This is a genomic window from Streptomyces sp. cmx-4-9 (assembly GCF_046548835.1).
Taxonomy (GTDB): Bacteria; Actinomycetota; Actinomycetes; order Streptomycetales; family Streptomycetaceae; genus Streptomyces.
The window spans coordinates 431,795-447,588 of sequence record NZ_JAEBEE010000002.1 but is presented as its reverse complement, the minus strand read 5'-3'; the positions used below and the strand labels follow the sequence as shown (position 1 = coordinate 447,588).

Below are 15,794 nucleotides of genomic sequence, written 5' to 3'. Positions count from 1 at the left end.
GGCCGCGACGCCCGCGGCCGCCGGTGTGCCCGGCGCGGTGGCGTGTCCCGGCACGGTCGGCGCGGTCCGGCGTGGGCGGCGGCCCGTCTGCGGGCCTCGTAGGGGGCTCCGGGGCGGGGTGGCGCACGGCAACCGGGGGCTTGCCCACCGCCGCCGGGGGCGGCTGGCGGACCGGGAGGTGCGGGTCCGGTCAGTGCGGGCCGCGGGTGAGGGCTGCCAGGGCGGCGGGCAGTCCTGCGCGGTCCGTGCCGAGCTTGCGGCAGGCCGCGGACAGGTCCCAGTCCGGTGCGGCGGCCGTGCGCACGGCCGTCGTCGTGGCGGCGGAGGCGGCGTCGGCGGACGGGTCCGGCGCTCCCTGCGCCGGACCCGTCCCGTCGGAAGGCTGCGGCCCGGGGGGCCACGGCGTCCCTGCGGCCCGCTGCGCGGCCCCTTCCGCGGCGCGGAGCTCTTCCTCCGTGAGCCCTTCCTCCGCTCCCCCGGACAGGCAGGGCAGGCTGCCGCCCAGCGCGAGCAGATCGTCGGTGGCCTCTGCCTCCAGGGCGTCCGCTCCGCATTCCCGGGCCGTTGTCACGGCCCGCTCCAGCAGGTGCGTGTCGCGCAGTTCCCGGCCCAGGGCGGCTTGCGCACGCGCCAGTTCGTACCCGGCCGGGGAGGCCGACAGCAGGGCGACGGACTCCCGCAGGAGCAGTGCCCGGCCCTCGGGGGCGGACACCTCCGCCGCCACCCGCAGGGCCTGCCCGATGCCCGACGGGGCGCCGAAGGCGCGGGCCCGCCGGACGGCTTCGGCGGCCAGGGCCGCGGCCCGCTCCGGGTCGTCGGCCGCGACCGCGCGGGCCAGGTGCAGCCGCCACGGGCACCAGGCGGGGTTCTGGATGCCGCGCGGGGTCAGCCGGCGGTCCACCGCTTCGAGTTCGGCGACGGCCCCCTTGGCATCGCCGCGGGCCAGCAGCAGCTCGGCGTGGACGGTCTGGGCGTCCGGGAAGACCACGGCGGCGGGGAAGGGCCTGCCGTACTCGTGGTCCTGGGCGAGTTCCCAGGCCTCATCGGTCCGCCCGCGGGCCAGCAGGGTGGTGACGAGGGTGGCTATGGCGTACCAGTGGACGGGCGTACGGCGGCCGACGCGCTCGGCCAGCCGCAGTCCGGCCCGGGCCAGGTCCTCCGCCTCGACGAGCCGCCCGCGCCGGTAGCGGAGGTACCCGCGCAGGCTGTAGGCGAAGGACAGGTGGGCGCCGCGCCAGCCCTCCCGTTCGAACTCGGCGGTGCCCGCTTCGAAGAGCTGCTCGGCCCGCCAGGGCCGGTCTGCGTACATGTGGACCATCGCGGCGAGTACCGGGACCTCGAAGCCGCGGTCCTCGTGGGCCCAGCTGAGGTGCTGCTGCAGGGCGCGCTCGGCGTGGTGCAGGACCACGGCGACCGGTTCGCCGCGCAGGCAGGCGTCCCAGGTGCGCAGGCCGATGACGTACCGCTCGGTGAGGTCGCGGCCGGTGAGCCGGTCGGCGAGCTTGGCGAGCCGGCGGGAGCGGGCCGGCGAGTCGGGTTCGGCGGCGTTGAAGGCGTCCCACATGAACTGCTCGGACTGCAGCCGCAGCCGGGCGCGGACGTCCTGGGTCTGCGGGATCTCGTCGGCGAGCAGCTCCGAGGCCTCGAAGAGGTGGTCGCTGTGGGCGAGGACCTGGGCGAGGCGGATGACGATGCCCTGGCGCAGGGCGGTGTCGTCGACGGGTTCGGCGAGGGCGGCCCTGAGGTGGTTGACGGTGTTGGCCGGCTCGGTGAGCAGGGAGGCGCAGCCGAGTTCGTACAGGACGGCGGCGCGTTCGTCGAAGTCCGGGGGTTCGAGCAGGGCGCGGGCGAGCTGGCGGCGGGCGGCTTCGGGGGCGCCGGCGCGGAGGTTCTCGGCGGCGGCCTCGCGCAGGGTCCGCACCACCCAGGGGTCGTTCTCGGGGTGGGTCTCCAGCAGGTGGCGGGCGGCGGCGGAGGAGCCGAGGCCGGCGTCGACGACGGCCGCGGCGGCCTTGCCGTGCAGGGCGACGCGGAGCGCCTTGGGGATGGCCCGGTAGATGGCGGTGGCGATGAGGGGGTGGACGAACTCCAGTCCGGCCTCGTACTCCTCGTCCGCCGCGCCGTACCCGACCGGGACCGCGGCGGGGGCCGGGAAGACGGCGGCCGGTCCGACGGGTTCGGCGGCGGCTCCGGCGGGGGCGAGGATGCGGGCGTCGCGCAGTCGGGCGGTGGCGTCGGCGGCCTCCTCACGGCCCAGGGCGGCCACCCGGGCGGCGAGGTCGCGCGGGATGGCGGTGCCGAGGACGGCGCAGGCCCAGGCGAAACGGACGGTGGAGGGTCCGAGGCGGTCGAGGCGGGCGACGAGTCCGCTGCCGCGCTGGGCGGCGGCGAGGTCGCGCAGCAGCGGGGTGCTCGCGCCGACCGGGGCGAGGCCTTTCTCGCGGACCTTGGCCGTGAGTTCGACGGCTTCGAAGGGGTTGCCGGCGGTGACGGCCCAGACCTCGTGGCAGAAGGCCTCCTCGGCGTGGTCGCCGAGCACCTCGCGGACCAGGGCCGCGACGGCGCCGGAGGTGAGCGGGGCGAGCGGCAGCGGTTGCTGTCCCGCCCGACCGGGCAGGGTGCGGAACGCTTCGGCGTGGGCGGGCAGTTCGTCGGGGCGGTAGGCGACGACGAGGAGCAGGGGCAGGTGCTCGGTGCGCGGGGTGTACGCGGCGAGCCAGCCCAGGGACTCGGGGTCGGCCCAGTGCGCGTCGTCGAGGACGAGGGCGACGGGTGCCCGTTTGACGACGAGGTGGGTGAGGACCCAGTCGAGGCCGTCGCGCAGGCCCTGGGGGTCGGGCGGGGCGCCTTGTTCCGGGGCGCAGAGTCCGAGGGCGGGGCCGACGATGGCGTACCAGCTGCCGAGGGCGGCCCGCAGCTCCTCCTCGGAGGTGCCGGCCAGCTGGGGCTGGATGAGCTGGCGGGCCACGTGGAAGGGCTGGCTCTGCTCCTGCTCGCCGCCGCGGGCGGCCAGGACGGTGCAGGAGCGGGCGTGGGCGCGGCGGCGCACCTCGGCGAGCAGCGTGGTCTTGCCGAGGCCGGCGGGACCGGAGAAGGCCAGCAGGGCTCCGCCTGAGTCGCGGCCCGGTCCGGTGAGCCGGTCCAGGGCCTCGTCCACCGTGGCGAGTTCGGCCTCGCGTTCCACCATCGTGCGGTGCCGGCGGGCACGGTATTCCGTCATGGCTGGTATTCCCCCCAGGCCTGTTCAGGGAATCAGCGTACGCCCGCGCACAGCGCGGGGTGCCCCGGTGCGGGGAAAGAATCCGATCTTCTGTGCCGGACCTCTTCGGGGGTGTATCCGGGGCAGGGCGGCGGGGTAGCTGCCGGTGGAGCGCCGCGGGCTGCCGCGGCGAAACAGTGACATGCGTCACCACACCACGGCGCATCACGGAAGCATCACGTCCACTCAGGCCCTGCCGACATGTACCGACTTGTCGCGCAGAGACGGACATTCCCCCTGTCCGCCGGATCGGGCGTCTTGCAGAGTGGGATGAAATGCGGTGTCTTAGCTCGTCACAGGTGCTTCTGATGCCCTGCCAGCAAGGTCCGGGCGTCCTGCGCCGGGGTGCCCAGCATGACCGTCCGCCCATTTCAAGCCCGTGCCGCGGCACTGCCGCGCGGGCCGGTGATCAGACTTGCCAGGCAGTTGAGGGACTTCTCAGAATGGCGGCCCGCCCGGCATTCACGCAGCTCGGGCGCAGGACGCTTCGCAGAACCAAGTGAGGTCAGGCATGCAGAAGCACCGCAAGAAGAGGCACTCCAAGAAGATATCGATCGCCGCCGTCACGCTCGGGATCGTGGGCATACCCACGGCCGCCATGGCGTGCCTGGACACCGGGTCCGGCGGATCCCCGACTGCCGGCCGCCACACGGTGCGGCCCGTCCACGCTGCGCCCTCCCCCAGCGTCCCGCTGCCGGTGGAGAACCAGGCGGCCCCCGTCGAGACGGCGGCCCCCGCGGCCCCCGTCACCGAGGCGACCCCGTCGGCCGTGCAGACCTCACCGGCCCCGGAGCAGACCGCGCCCGCCACCGAGGCCCCCCGGCCGCCCGTGGCCCCGCAGCCGAAGAAGCCGACGACCCGGCCGGCGGCCCCGGCCCCGGCCCCCTCGAAGGCGACCGGCACCCCGAGCGCGCCGGCCTCCGGCCCGGTCGCGCAGGTGGTGGCCCTCGTCAACAAGGAGCGCGCCGCCGCCGGCTGCTCGGCGCTCACCGTCAACGCGAAGCTGACGGCCGCCGCGCAGGGCCACAGCCAGGACATGGCCGCCCACGCGAACATGTCGCACACCGGCTCCGACGGCTCCGACCCGGGCCAGCGGATCACGCGGGCCGGCTACACGTGGAGCACCTACGGGGAGAACGTCGCCTACGGCTACAGCTCGCCCGAACAGGTCATGACCGGCTGGATGAACAGCCCGGGCCACCGCCAGAACATCCTCAACTGCTCGTTCAAGGAGATCGGCGTGGGCCTGGCCCAGCCCAACTCCTACTGGACGCAGTCCTTCGGCGCGGCCCGCTGACCCGGTGGGGACGACCGCACCGGCCGTCCCCACCCGCCCGCCGGCCCGCCCCTCCGCGCAGGGGCTCCGGCCGCGCTCGCGTCTGCATCCGCGTCTGCGGGGACGGCCCCGTCTCAGGTCAGGTCGAACTCCCCGCCCCGGGCGTTCAGGACGAACGTGCGCCACTCGTCCGGGGCGAAGATCAGCGAGGGGCTTTCGGGTCGGTCGCCGTTGCGCATCGCGATGAAGCCCTCGACGAAGGCGATCTGGACGTCACCTGCTCCCCGGCTGCTCGACTGCCAGTCCGCCCCGCTGAGATCGAGGTCCGGCTTGCCCCAGCCGGCCAGGGCCTGCGAAGTCATGCTCTCGGCCACGTGCGTGCTCCTCCCGGTACGTCGTCCGAGGCTCAGGTTAGCCATCGCGCCGCGTGCCGCACAGGCCACGGTGAGTCATCCGTGGCCGGTGCGGCACCCTTCGCCCGCGCCCCGGTCCGCCAGGAGGCCGGCGGCTCCGTCAGGAGGCCGGCGCTTCCGTCAGGAGGCCGGTGGCTCCGTTCCCACCAGCCACATCGCGAAGAACTGCGCGCCGCCTCCGTAGGCGTGCCCCAGCGCCCGCCGGGCGTCCGGGACCTGGTGCTCCCCGGCCTGGCCGCGGACCTGGAGGGCGGCCTCCGCGAAGCGGATCATGCCGGAGGCGCCGATGGGGTTGGTGGACAGCACCCCGCCCGACGGGTTCACCGGGAGGTCCCCGTCGAGTTCGGTGACCCCCGCCTCGGTGAGCTTCCACCCTTCGCCCTCCTGGGCGAAGCCGAGGTTCTCCAGCCACATCGGCTCGTACCAGGAGAACGGCACGTACATCTCCACCGCGTCGATCTCCCGCCGCGGATCGGTGATCCCGGCCTGCCGGTAGACGTCGGCCGCGCAGTCCTTGCCCGCCTGCGGGGAGACGAAGTCCTTGCCCGCGAAGAGGGTGGGCTCGCTGCGCATCGCCCCGCCGTGCACCCAGGCCGGCGGCCGGGGCGCACGGGCCGCGCCCGCCCGGTCGGTGAGGACCATCGCGCACGCGCCGTCGGAGGAGGGGCAGGTCTCGGAGTACCGGATGGGGTCCCACAGCATCGGGGAGGCCTGGACCTTCTCCAGGGTGATGTCGTGCTCGTGCAGGTGCGCGTAGGGGTTCTTCAGGGCGTTGCGCCGATCCTTGTAGGCGACGAGCGAGCCCACCGCGTCGGGCGCGCCGGTGCGCCGCATGTACGCGCGCACGTGCGGGGCGAAGAACCCGCCCGCCCCGGCGAGCAGGGGCTGCTGGAAGGGGACGGGCAGCGACAGCCCCCACATGGCGTTGGACTCGGACTGCTTCTCGAAGGCGAGGGTCAGGACGGTGCGGTGGACGCGGGCCGCGACCAGGTTGGAGGCGACCAGGGCGGTGGAGCCGCCGACCGAGCCGGCCGTGTGCACCCGCAGCATCGGTTTGCCGACGGCGCCCAGTGCGTCCGCCAGGTACAGCTCCGGCATCATCACGCCCTCGAAGAAGTCGGGGGCCTTGCCGATGACGACTGCGTCGATGTCCGCCCAGGTGAGTTCGGCGTCCGCGAGGGCGCGCACCGCCGCTTCCCGGACGAGTCCGGCGATGGACACGTCGTGGCGGGCGGCGACGTGCTTGGTCTGGCCGACGCCGATGACGGCCACGGGCTCCTTGCTCATGCTCGGTCCCCTTCCAGGACGGCGACCAGGTTCTGCTGGAGGCAGGGGCCGGAGGTGGCGTGGGCGACGGCCCGGTGCGACTCCCCGCGGTGGATGCGCGCGGCGGCTTCGCCGATCCGGATCAAGCCGGCCGCCATCATCGGGTTGGCGGCGAGCGCCCCGCCCGAGGGGTTGACCGTGACGTCCTCGCCGAGGCCGAGGACCTTGCGGAGCACGACCTCCTGGGAGGTGAACGGGGCGTGCAGTTCGGCCGTGTCGACCGGTCCTTCGAAGAGCCCTGCGCGCTCGGCGGCGATCCGGGTGGACGGGGAGTCGGTGAGGTCGCGCAGGCCCAGGCCGTGCGCCTCGATCCGGTGGTCGATGCCGGTGATCCAGGCGGGCCGCCCGCACAGCCGCCGGGCGGTGTCGCCCGCGGCGAGGACGACGGCGGCCGCGCCGTCGCCGATGGGCGGGCAGTCCCCGGTGCGCAGCGGGGCCACCTGGTAGTCGCCCTGCGGGACGGCGCCGGTGAGCTGGGCGTACGGGTTGGTGGTGGCCGCGGCCCGGCTGCGGGCGCCGATGGCGGCGAGGGCGCTCTCGTCGGTCTCGCCCGCGTCGATCAGGGCCTGGGCCTGGAGGGCCGCCAGGGCCACCGAGTCGGGCCAGAGCGGGGCGAGGTAGTACGGGTCCAGCTGGCGGGTCAGCACGTCGCGTACGGATCCGGGTGAGGACTTTCCGTAGGAGTAGACGAGCGCGGTGTCGGCCTCGCCGGTCTGGATCTTGACCCAGGCCTCGTAGAGGGCCCAGGCGCCGTCCATCTCCACGTGGGACTCGGAGATCGGCGGCCAGGCGCCGACCCCGTCGAGGGTCATGGTGAAGGAGAAGGCCCGGCCCGCGAGGTAGTCGCTGGAGCCGGAGCAGGTGAAGCCGATCTGACCGGCTTTCAGGCCGGTCGCGGCGAGCACCTGGTGGAGGACCGGCATCACCATTTCCACTTCGCTGAGTTCGTCGGTGCGGCGCAGGTGGTCGCTCTGCGCGAAGGCGACGACGGCCACGTCGCGGGCGTACCTCGGCGTCGGCGGCATCAGATGAGCTCCTTGTACGCGTCGTAGTCCGCGTCCGGTTCGCCGGTGGGACGGTAGTGGTCGGGGTAGCGGCCGCCTTCGGTCCACACGGGTTCGACGCGCAGGCCCATGCGGACCTGGTCGTAGGGGATGCCGCCGATCCGGCCGTGCAGGGCGAGGCCGGCGCCGTCCAGGGCGATGTGGGCGTAGACGTACGGGACGTCGATGTCGAGGTTCGCCGCCTTGATGTTGACGATGCAGTACGTGGTGACCGTGCCGGCCGGGCCGACCTCGACCTGGTCGGTGGTGGCGATCCCGCAGGTGGGGCAGGCGCCGCGGGGCGGGACGTACACCTTGTGGCAGGAGGGGCAGCGCTCGCCGACCGTCTTGCGCTCGGACAGCCCGTTGATGTAGGCCGTCTGGGCGCGGCCGGGGCTGTACGTGTAGTCCAGGCGGGCCTGGGCGACGATCCCGGTGACGGGCTCCTCGAAGCGGCCGTCGTGGGCGGCGGGCCCGTCGGCCGCCGGCTGGTCGGCGGGGGCGTCGCGGGGTTCGAAGCAGGCGATGTCGGTGATGGCACCGGACCGTTGGGCCGCCCAGCGCACCCGTACCCGCATGCCGGTGCGGACGGCCTCGGGCCCGGGGACGTCGAGGGCGTGCAGCAGGGCGGTGTCCGCGCCGTCGAGCCGGACCAGCACCCAGGCGAAAGGGGTGTCGAGGGGCTGCTGGGGGCGGGGGGAGCCGTTCCACGCCCAGGTGGTCACGGTACCGGTGCAGCCGACTTCGACGAGCTCGCGGATCTCTTCGGCGGTGACGGGGTCGTACTCGGCGGGCGGCACCATCACCGTGCCGTCGGAGGTCCGCACCCCGAGCAGGACGCCTTCGCGCAGGCCGGTGAGGAAGGCGGACTGGACGGGCCCCAGGGACCGGGTGAAGGGGAACTCGACGACGAGGGGCGCGCGGAGCACCTCGGGCGGGGATGCGGCGGCTGTCATGGGCCTCTCCATGTTCGGAACGGAACGGAACGGAACGGGTGGGTGGGTGGGTGGGAAAACCTGCACGAGCACAACCGCGGACGAGCCGCGCAGCCACCCCCTCCACGCACCGCCGGGCCCGGCCGCCCGGCCGGCCGGCGCGCCTGAGGCCACCTCCGTGCGGCCCCACGCGCCGCCGGACCCGGCCATCCGGCCCCGCCGGCGCGTGAGGCGCGGGGTGCGGAGGCACGGAGCTCGGGGGCACGGAGTACGGGGCTCGGGGCTCGGGCCGCGGGGAACGGAGTACGGGGCTCGGGGCTCGGGGCACGGGCCGCGGGGCGCGGAAGGGGCGGGGCACGGGGTGCGGGGCGCGGGGGCGGAGCCCCGGCAGTGGGGCACGGCGACCCCGTCACGCCGGGCTGTCCCGGCAGGGCTACTCGCGCCTGTACACCGCGGGCCTCTTCTCCGCGAAGGCGCGCGCCCCCTCCTTCGCATCGGCCGTGTCGAAGACCGGCCATCCCCGGATGAGTTCCGCGGCCAGACCCTCCGTCTCCGTCATCTCGGCGGTGGCGTACACCGAGGCCTTGACGGCCTCCACGGCGAGCGGCCCGCACGCGTTGACCTGCTCGGCGATCTCCAGGGCCTCGTCCAGCGCCGTCCCGTCCGGCACCACGCGGCCGACCAGGCCGATCCGCGCCGCCTCCCCGGCCGAGTACGGCCGTCCGGTCAGCAGCATCTCCAGGGCGTGGGTCCGCGGGACCTGCCGCGGCAGCCGCACCGTCGAGCCGCCGATCGGGAACAGTCCCCGCTTGACCTCGAAGAGCCCGAAGGTGGCGCCCTCACCGGCGACGCGGATGTCGGTGCCCTGGAGGATCTCGGTCCCGCCGGCCACGCAGTACCCCTCCACGGCCGCGATTACCGGCTTGCGCGGGCGGTGGTGGCGGAGCATCGCCTTCCAGTGCAGGTCGGGGTCGGCCTTCAGCCGGTCGCGGTACTCGTCGCCCGCCATGCCCTTCCCGGCCAGCGCCTTGAGGTCCATGCCCGCGCAGAAGTCCCCGCCCGCGCCGGTCAGGACGACCGAGCGCACCGAGTCGTCGGCGTCGGCCTCCAGCCACCCGTCGTAGAGCCCCACCAGCAGCGGCAGCGAGAGCGCGTTCTTCGCCTCGGGCCTGTTCATGGTGAGCACCAGCGTGGCGCCGTGCCGTTCCACGGTCAGGTGTTCCGTCCCACCCATTGCCGTCCTCCCGTCTCAAGACCTAGAACAGGTTGCAGTAGGGGCGGGTGCAGTTCAATAGTTTTCTGACACCCAGTCAGTTTTCTTGGGCGGCTCCCTTCCCAGTTGGGTGCGGCGGCGCTCTAATGACCGCCGAGCAGAACAGCCATGGGGCCGGCCATGGGGCCGGCCATGGGAACTCCCGCGGTCAGGAGGAACGGTGGAGTACAACCTTGCCGACCTGTTCGAGTCGGTCGTGGACGTGGTCCCGGACCGTGAGGCCCTCGTCTACGTGGACCACCCAGGGACCGGCGCCGAGCGCCGCCTGACCTACGCGGAACTGGACGCCGCGGCGAACCGGATCGCCCACCACCTGCTGGACAGCGGACTGGAGCCCGGCGAGCACCTGGGGCTGCACCTCTACAACGGTGTCGAGTACCTGCAGACCGTGCTGGCCTGCCTGAAGGCCCGGCTGGTCCCGGTGAACGTCAACTACCGCTACGTCGAGGAGGAACTGGTCTACCTCTACAACGACGCCGACCTCGCCGCACTGGTCTACGAGGGCGAGTTCACGGAGCGGGTGGCCGCCGCGCTGCCGCAGACCACGAAGCTCCGGCACCTGGTCCGGGTGGGACCCGCCCCCGAGGGCGCGCCCGGGCCCGCGGTGGAGCCGATCGCGTTCCAGGACGCCGAGGCCGCCGGCTCACCGGAACGGGGCTTCCCGCCCCGCAGTCCGGACGACCTGTTCATCATCTACACCGGCGGCACCACCGGGATGCCCAAGGGCGTCATGTGGCGGGCCGAGGACCTCTTCTTCGCCGGCCTGTTCGGCGGGGAGCCCTCGGGCGAGCCGGTGAAACGGCCCGAGGAGCTGGCCGAGCGGGCCGCCGGGCGGGGTTCCGGGCTCACCTTCTTCCCCGCTCCCCCGCTGATGCACGGCACGTCGACCCTGACCTCGTTCATCGCCTTCAACTACGGGCAGCGGGTGGTGATCCACCGCAAGTTCGTGCCGGAGGAGCTGCTGCGCACCATCGAGAAGGAGAAGGTGTCGAGCGTGTCACTGGTGGGGGACGCGATGCTCCGCCCGCTCATCGACGCGTTGAAGGGGCCGCTCCGGGGGACGGATCTGTCCTCGCTGTTCAGCGTCTCCTCCTCGGGGGCGATCATGTCCGAGACGGTGCGCGCCGAGTTCCAGCGGCTCGTCCCGAACGTGGTCCTGCTGAACAACTTCGGTTCCTCGGAATCCGGTTCGAACGGCAAGGCGGCCGCCGACTCCGGCCCCGAGAAGGGCTTCCGCCTCGAAGTCAACGAACGCACCCGGGTGGTGGACCCGGTGACGCACGAGCCCGTCCCGGTGGGCGTCCCCGGACGGCTGGCCCAGCGGGGGCACGTACCGCTCGGGTACTACAACGACCCGGCCAAGACCGCCGAGACCTTCTTCCAGAAGGGCGCGGACCGCTGGGTACTGCTCGGCGACATGGCGACCGTCGACGCCTCGGGCATCGTCACGGTCCTCGGCCGGGGTTCGCAGTGCATCAACACGGGCGGCGAGAAGGTCTACCCCGAAGAGGTCGAGCAGGCGCTGAAGTCGCACCCGGACGTGTACGACGCCTTGGTCGCCGGTGTCCCGGACCCGACCTGGGGCAGCCACGTCGCGGCGGTGGTGCAGGTCCGCCCGGGCGCGCCGGCCCCGACGCTGGAGGAGATCCAGACGCACTGCCGCACCCGGCTCGCGGGTTACAAGATCCCGCGCCAGCTGGTCATCGCCCCGGCCATCCAGCGCTCCCCCAGCGGCAAGGCGGACTACCGCTGGGCGAAGTCGGTGGCGACCCAGGCCGACACGCCCTGCTAGGCCGCCGCCACCAGGCCCCGCCGGGAGCCGCGCGCAAGGACCCGCCCGGACGGGGCGGGTCCTTCCCCGCGTCCGGGGCGGGACTCGCGCCCGGGATGGGACTCGCGTCCGGGGCGGAGGCTCGCGTCCGGGGCGGGGGCTCGTGTCCGGGGCGCGGCGGGGCCGGGAAATGGGCGATCACTCGTTCGAGTCATTGATTTCCCCGCCGGGGTCCGGCAATCTACCGAATGATCGGTCGGGTGGCTCACGGTGAGGTGGCGGCATGACGGCGTACGCGGAGGGACACGACGAGGGCGAGCGTCTGGGCCCCGACGAGCTGGCCGCGCTCCAGCTGACCCGGCTCCGGGCGACCCTGCACCGGGTCTACGAGCACGTGCCCTTCTACCGGCAGGCCTTCGAGAAGGCCGGGGTGCACCCCGACGACTGCCGCTCCCTCGCGGACCTCGCCCTTTTCCCCTTCACCACCAAGGCCGACCTGCGCGAGCAGTACCCCTTCGGGATGTTCGCCGTGCCCCGCTCCGAGGTGCGGCGCATCCACGCCTCCAGCGGCACCACCGGGCGCCCCACCGTCGTCGGGTACACCGAGGGAGACCTCGCCACCTGGGCCGATGTCGTGGCCCGGTCCCTGCGCGCCGCGGGCGCACGGCCGGGCCAGCTCGTCCACATCGCCTACGGGTACGGGCTCTTCACGGGCGGCCTCGGCGCCCATTACGGCGCCGAGCGCCTCGGCTGTACGGTCGTCCCCGCGTCCGGCGGCATGACGGACCGCCAGGTCCGGCTCCTCCAGGACTTCCGCCCCGAGGTCATCATGGTCACCCCCTCCTACATGCTGACCCTGCTGGACGAGATGGAGCGCCAGGGGATGGACCCCCGGGCGACCTCGCTGCGGACCGGGGTCTTCGGCGCGGAGCCGTGGACCGAGGAGATGCGCGGGGAGATGGAGGGGCGCCTCGGCATCGACGCCGTGGACATCTACGGCCTGTCCGAGGTCATGGGGCCGGGAGTGGCCCAGGAGTGCGTGGAGACCAAGGACGGGCTCCACCTATGGGAAGACCACTTCTACCCGGAGGTGATCGACCCGCTGACCGGGGCGGTACTGCCGGAGGGCGAGCCCGGCGAGCTGGTGTTCACCTCGCTGACCAAGGAGGCCATGCCGGTCATCCGCTACCGCACCCGCGACCTGACCCGGCTGCTGCCCGGCACGGCCCGGCCGTCCTTCCGCCGGATGGAGAAGGTCACCGGCCGGACCGACGACATGATCATCGTGCGCGGGGTGAACCTGTACCCGACGCAGATCGAGGAGGTCCTGCTGCGGACGCCGGGGCTGGCCCCGCACTTCCAGCTCCGGCTGACCCGGCAGGGGCGGATGGACTCGCTGACCGTCCGGGTGGAAGCCCGCCGGGAGACCGGGTCCGCGGACCGGGAGGCCGCGGCGGCCCGCGTGGTCCGGGCGGTCAAGGAGGGCATCGGGCTCTCCGTGGCGGTGGAGGTGGTCGAACCGGAGACGCTGGAGCGCTCGGTGGGGAAGATCCGGCGGCTGGTCGACCTCCGGGAGAAGGACCGGGGCTGAGGCGTACGGGCGCTCCTCCCCCGCCTCCTGCGGAGCACGGAAACCACCCCTTCGGGCTCACTTGGGGTCCGCTCCCGGGAGCCGGGAGGGTGCTGCGGGTAGTGCATGAGGCGTGACCTCGTTCCTCCGGCGGCTCCACGACCGGCTCCAGGGCTCCCCTGCCGGGCTTGCCTGGAGCCGTGGCCGGGAGATGGAGCTGATGCACCGGGCGATGGGTTTCGCCGCGCTCGGATTCCTCACCCTGGTGCCGCTGCTGGTGGTCGTCGCGGCTGCCGCGCCCGGCAGCGGCTCGGGCTTCGGCCGGTGGCTGGGCCAGGCCCTCGGGGTCACCGAGTCCTCACGCACCCGGGTCGAGATGGTGTTCGGCGCGGCCGATCTGGCCCTGGAGCGGACCACGGCCTTCGGCCTGGCCGCCCTCGCCGTGTTCGGCCTGACCTTCGGCTCGGCGGTGCAGACCGGGTACGAGAAGGTCTGGGACGTGCCGACCGCCCGCTGGCACACCATGTGGCGGCACGTCATCTGGCTCGCCCTGCTGGTCTGCTACCTTGCCCTGCTCGTCCTGATCCCGGCCCCTTCGCACGACGCCGTCGGCACGGTCCTCGGCACCCTCGGCGACCTCTTCGGCACCTGTCTGTTCTTCTGGGGCTCGCAGCGGCTGCTGCTCGGCGGCCGGGTCCGCTGGCGGGCCCTGGTCCCGGGTGCGGTGGCGACCAGCCTGGGGCTGCTGGGGCTGCGGGTCTTCTCCCAGCTGGTGTTCTCCCCACTGATCGCCTCGAACGCCGTGACGTACGGCCCGTTCGGCACGCTCCTCGTCGTCCAGTCCTGGCTGGTCGGCGTCGGTTTCGTGGTCTACGGCGGGGCGCTCGTCGGCCGCCTCCTGCACGAACACCTCACGCTCCGGCGCCTGCGCGGCAGCGGACTCCTACCGCCGCAGGACCCGCCCTCCCCCCACCCGGACACCGGTTCCGGTTCCGGTTCCGGTTCCGGACCGGTACGGGACTGAGCTCGGCCCGTTCAATCCGCCGTGCCCACCGGCCCCGGGAAGCGGTCGCACAGCCCCCGCCGGAGGATCTCTGCCGCCGGCGTGGCGCGACAGGGCTGCCACGAACAGCACCGGCTCCGGCGCCTGAAGTGCGCTGCCGCTCCGGTCCGTACGCCGGCAGGTCGGCCCCTGTCACCTCGGCGCCCGGTACCACCACCGCCGTCACGGCCTCGATCCCACCGCTCGTCGGGCAGCCCGGCCACGGCCGCCTCCGCCATCGCGGGTACGGGTACGGGTACGGCGCATCCTCGACCTGCCGCAAGGCGTGGAGCACACCGCCCGAGGTGCGCGTCCCCGACCCGTCCGTCGCCCGTGTGGCGCCGTACCGGCTCCGTGACGCGGGCCGCCGCCGGTCCGTTCGGGACTGCACCGTGATCGAAGCCTGCATGCGGCTCCGGCGGCAGACCGGCCGGGCTCCGCCCGATGCGGCCGGCCGCCGGGGCCTGGGCGCAGGGCCCGGGCCGGTGCCGCTCACGCCCCCGTCGGCGCGACGGCCCTCACGGACTGACGGCGAGGAAGAGGAAGCCCGCGAAGAGGACGAGGTGGACTCCGCCCTGGAGCAGGGTGGCGCGGCCCGGGGCGATGGTCAGGGCGCTGACGACGACGGTGAGGGCGAGCAGCACCATGTGGACCGGGCCGAGGCCGAGGGTGAGCGGTCCGGAGAGCCACACCGAGGCCAGGGCGATGGCGGGAATGGTCAGGCCGATGCTGGCGATCGCGGACCCGTAGCCCAGGTTGAGGCTGGTCTGGACGCGGTCGCGGCGAGCGGCGCGGACGGCCGCCAGGGTCTCGGGCAGCAGCACCAGCAGGGCGATGATCACACCGACGACGGCGTTCGGCAGGCCCGCGTCGGCGACGCCCGCCTCGATGGTCGGGGAGACCGCCTTGGCGTTGCCGACGACCGCGACGAGCGCGACGAGGAGCAGTCCGAGGCTGGTCAGTGCGGCGCGGACGGTGGGCGGTTCGGCGTGCTCGTCGTCCTCGCCGGCAACCGGGCCGGAGCCCGTGCCAGGGCCGGATTCCGCGGCCGGGCCCGGGCCGGCGGCGGCGGGTACGGCGAAGGCGGAGGCCGGGGCCGGCGCGGGGGGCTGCGTGACGCGGCTGCGCCGGGTGTCCACGGGGAGGAAGTAGTCCCGGTGACGGACCGTCTGCACGGCGATGAACAGCCCGTAGAGGGCGAGCGAGGCGACGGCGGCGAAGGTCAGCTGGGCGGTGGAGAACTGGGGGCCGGGCTCCGAGGTGGTGAAGGTCGGCAGGACGAGGCTGAGGACGGCGAGGGTCGCGACGGTCGCGAGGGCCGCGCCGGAGCCTTCGGCGTTGAAGACGGCGACCCGGTTGCGCAGGGCGCCGACGAAGAGCGACAGGCCGATGATGCCGTTGCAGGTGATCATGACGGCGGCGAAGACGGTGTCGCGGGCGAGGGTGGAGCTCTTGTCGCCGCCATCGGCCATCAGGGTGACGATGAGGGCCACTTCGATGACGGTGACGGCGACGGCGAGGACCAGTGAGCCGAAGGGCTCGCCGACCCGGAGGGCGACGACCTCTGCGTGGTGGACGGCCGCCAGCACCGCTCCCGCGAGGCACAGCGAGACCACCGCCACCGCCCACGCGGGCAGATCGCGCCCCCAGCTGAAGGCGAGCGCGGCGAGGGCCACCACGGGGACCACGACGGTCCAGTCGGTCAGGGGGGATCTGTGCGTTGCCGTCCTCATATCAGCCAAGTTGCCAGAACTGTCCCCCCGGTGCGGTGCAAGGCGCGCCCCCGAGGCCTTGACGTGGCGATTCTCACCATTCCCCCGGGCGCGGCGCCCCCACGTGGCAGCGACCCCGGACCCAGGACCCAGGGACCCGGGACCCGGGACCCG

The 15,794-nt window shown here is 73.9% G+C and carries 11 protein-coding genes; 4 read left to right on the top strand and 7 right to left on the bottom strand.

Features of this window, described 5'->3' with window-relative positions; translation table 11 throughout:
• Positions 1-190 precede the first annotated feature (190 nt).
• Positions 191-3,220: an ATP-binding protein gene (locus ACLJTM_RS08090; protein ID WP_411102737.1), complete on the bottom strand. Its 3,030-nt coding sequence runs from the start codon at positions 3,218-3,220 to the stop codon at positions 191-193.
• Positions 3,221-3,770: 550 nt separating this feature from the next.
• On the opposite strand from ACLJTM_RS08090, the gene ACLJTM_RS08085 reads away from it, so the two are divergent.
• Entirely contained in the window at positions 3,771-4,556 is a 786-nt protein-coding gene (locus ACLJTM_RS08085) for a CAP domain-containing protein (RefSeq protein ID WP_411102736.1), read from the top strand.
• Positions 4,557-4,669: 113 nt separating this feature from the next.
• Here ACLJTM_RS08085 and ACLJTM_RS08080 read toward each other — a convergent pair whose 3' ends face one another.
• The 5 genes from ACLJTM_RS08080 to ACLJTM_RS08060 all read right to left on the bottom strand — a co-directional run bounded on the left by ACLJTM_RS08080 (position 4,670) and on the right by ACLJTM_RS08060 (position 9,486).
• Positions 4,670-4,897, bottom strand: coding sequence for a DUF397 domain-containing protein (locus tag ACLJTM_RS08080; RefSeq protein WP_411103269.1), 228 nt, complete (start codon positions 4,895-4,897; stop codon positions 4,670-4,672).
• 171 nt (positions 4,898-5,068) lie between these two features.
• A complete protein-coding gene (locus ACLJTM_RS08075; RefSeq protein WP_411102735.1) occupies positions 5,069-6,235 on the bottom strand; it encodes a thiolase domain-containing protein in 1,167 nt (388 codons plus the stop codon).
• Entirely contained in the window at positions 6,232-7,299 is a 1,068-nt protein-coding gene (locus ACLJTM_RS08070) for a thiolase domain-containing protein (RefSeq protein WP_411102734.1), read from the bottom strand. Before ACLJTM_RS08070 ends, ACLJTM_RS08075 begins: the two co-directional genes overlap by 4 nt.
• Complete coding sequence (locus ACLJTM_RS08065; RefSeq protein WP_411102733.1) at positions 7,299-8,273, bottom strand: Zn-ribbon domain-containing OB-fold protein; 975 nt, start codon at positions 8,271-8,273, stop codon at positions 7,299-7,301. Before ACLJTM_RS08065 ends, ACLJTM_RS08070 begins: the two co-directional genes overlap by 1 nt.
• Positions 8,274-8,685: 412 nt before the next feature.
• The gene (locus ACLJTM_RS08060; RefSeq protein WP_411102732.1) at positions 8,686-9,486 is read right to left on the bottom strand and encodes a crotonase/enoyl-CoA hydratase family protein; all 801 of its coding nucleotides are present in this window, start codon (positions 9,484-9,486) and stop codon (positions 8,686-8,688) included.
• A gap of 199 nt (positions 9,487-9,685) precedes the next feature.
• Between ACLJTM_RS08060 and ACLJTM_RS08055 the strand changes: the two genes are divergently transcribed.
• The 3 genes from ACLJTM_RS08055 to ACLJTM_RS08045 all read left to right on the top strand — a co-directional run bounded on the left by ACLJTM_RS08055 (position 9,686) and on the right by ACLJTM_RS08045 (position 13,890).
• Positions 9,686-11,317 (top strand): acyl-CoA synthetase, encoded by a 1,632-nt coding sequence (locus ACLJTM_RS08055; protein WP_411102731.1) that lies wholly within the window; start codon positions 9,686-9,688, stop codon positions 11,315-11,317.
• A gap of 262 nt (positions 11,318-11,579) precedes the next feature.
• Positions 11,580-12,887, top strand: coding sequence for a phenylacetate--CoA ligase PaaK (gene paaK, locus ACLJTM_RS08050; protein ID WP_411102730.1), 1,308 nt, complete (start codon positions 11,580-11,582; stop codon positions 12,885-12,887).
• Between the two features lie 112 nt (positions 12,888-12,999).
• Entirely contained in the window at positions 13,000-13,890 is an 891-nt protein-coding gene (locus tag ACLJTM_RS08045; RefSeq protein WP_411102729.1) for a YhjD/YihY/BrkB family envelope integrity protein, read from the top strand.
• A gap of 536 nt (positions 13,891-14,426) precedes the next feature.
• Here ACLJTM_RS08045 and ACLJTM_RS08040 read toward each other — a convergent pair.
• Positions 14,427-15,641, bottom strand: coding sequence for a calcium:proton antiporter (locus ACLJTM_RS08040; RefSeq protein WP_411102728.1), 1,215 nt, complete (start codon positions 15,639-15,641; stop codon positions 14,427-14,429).
• Positions 15,642-15,794: the final 153 nt, after the last annotated feature.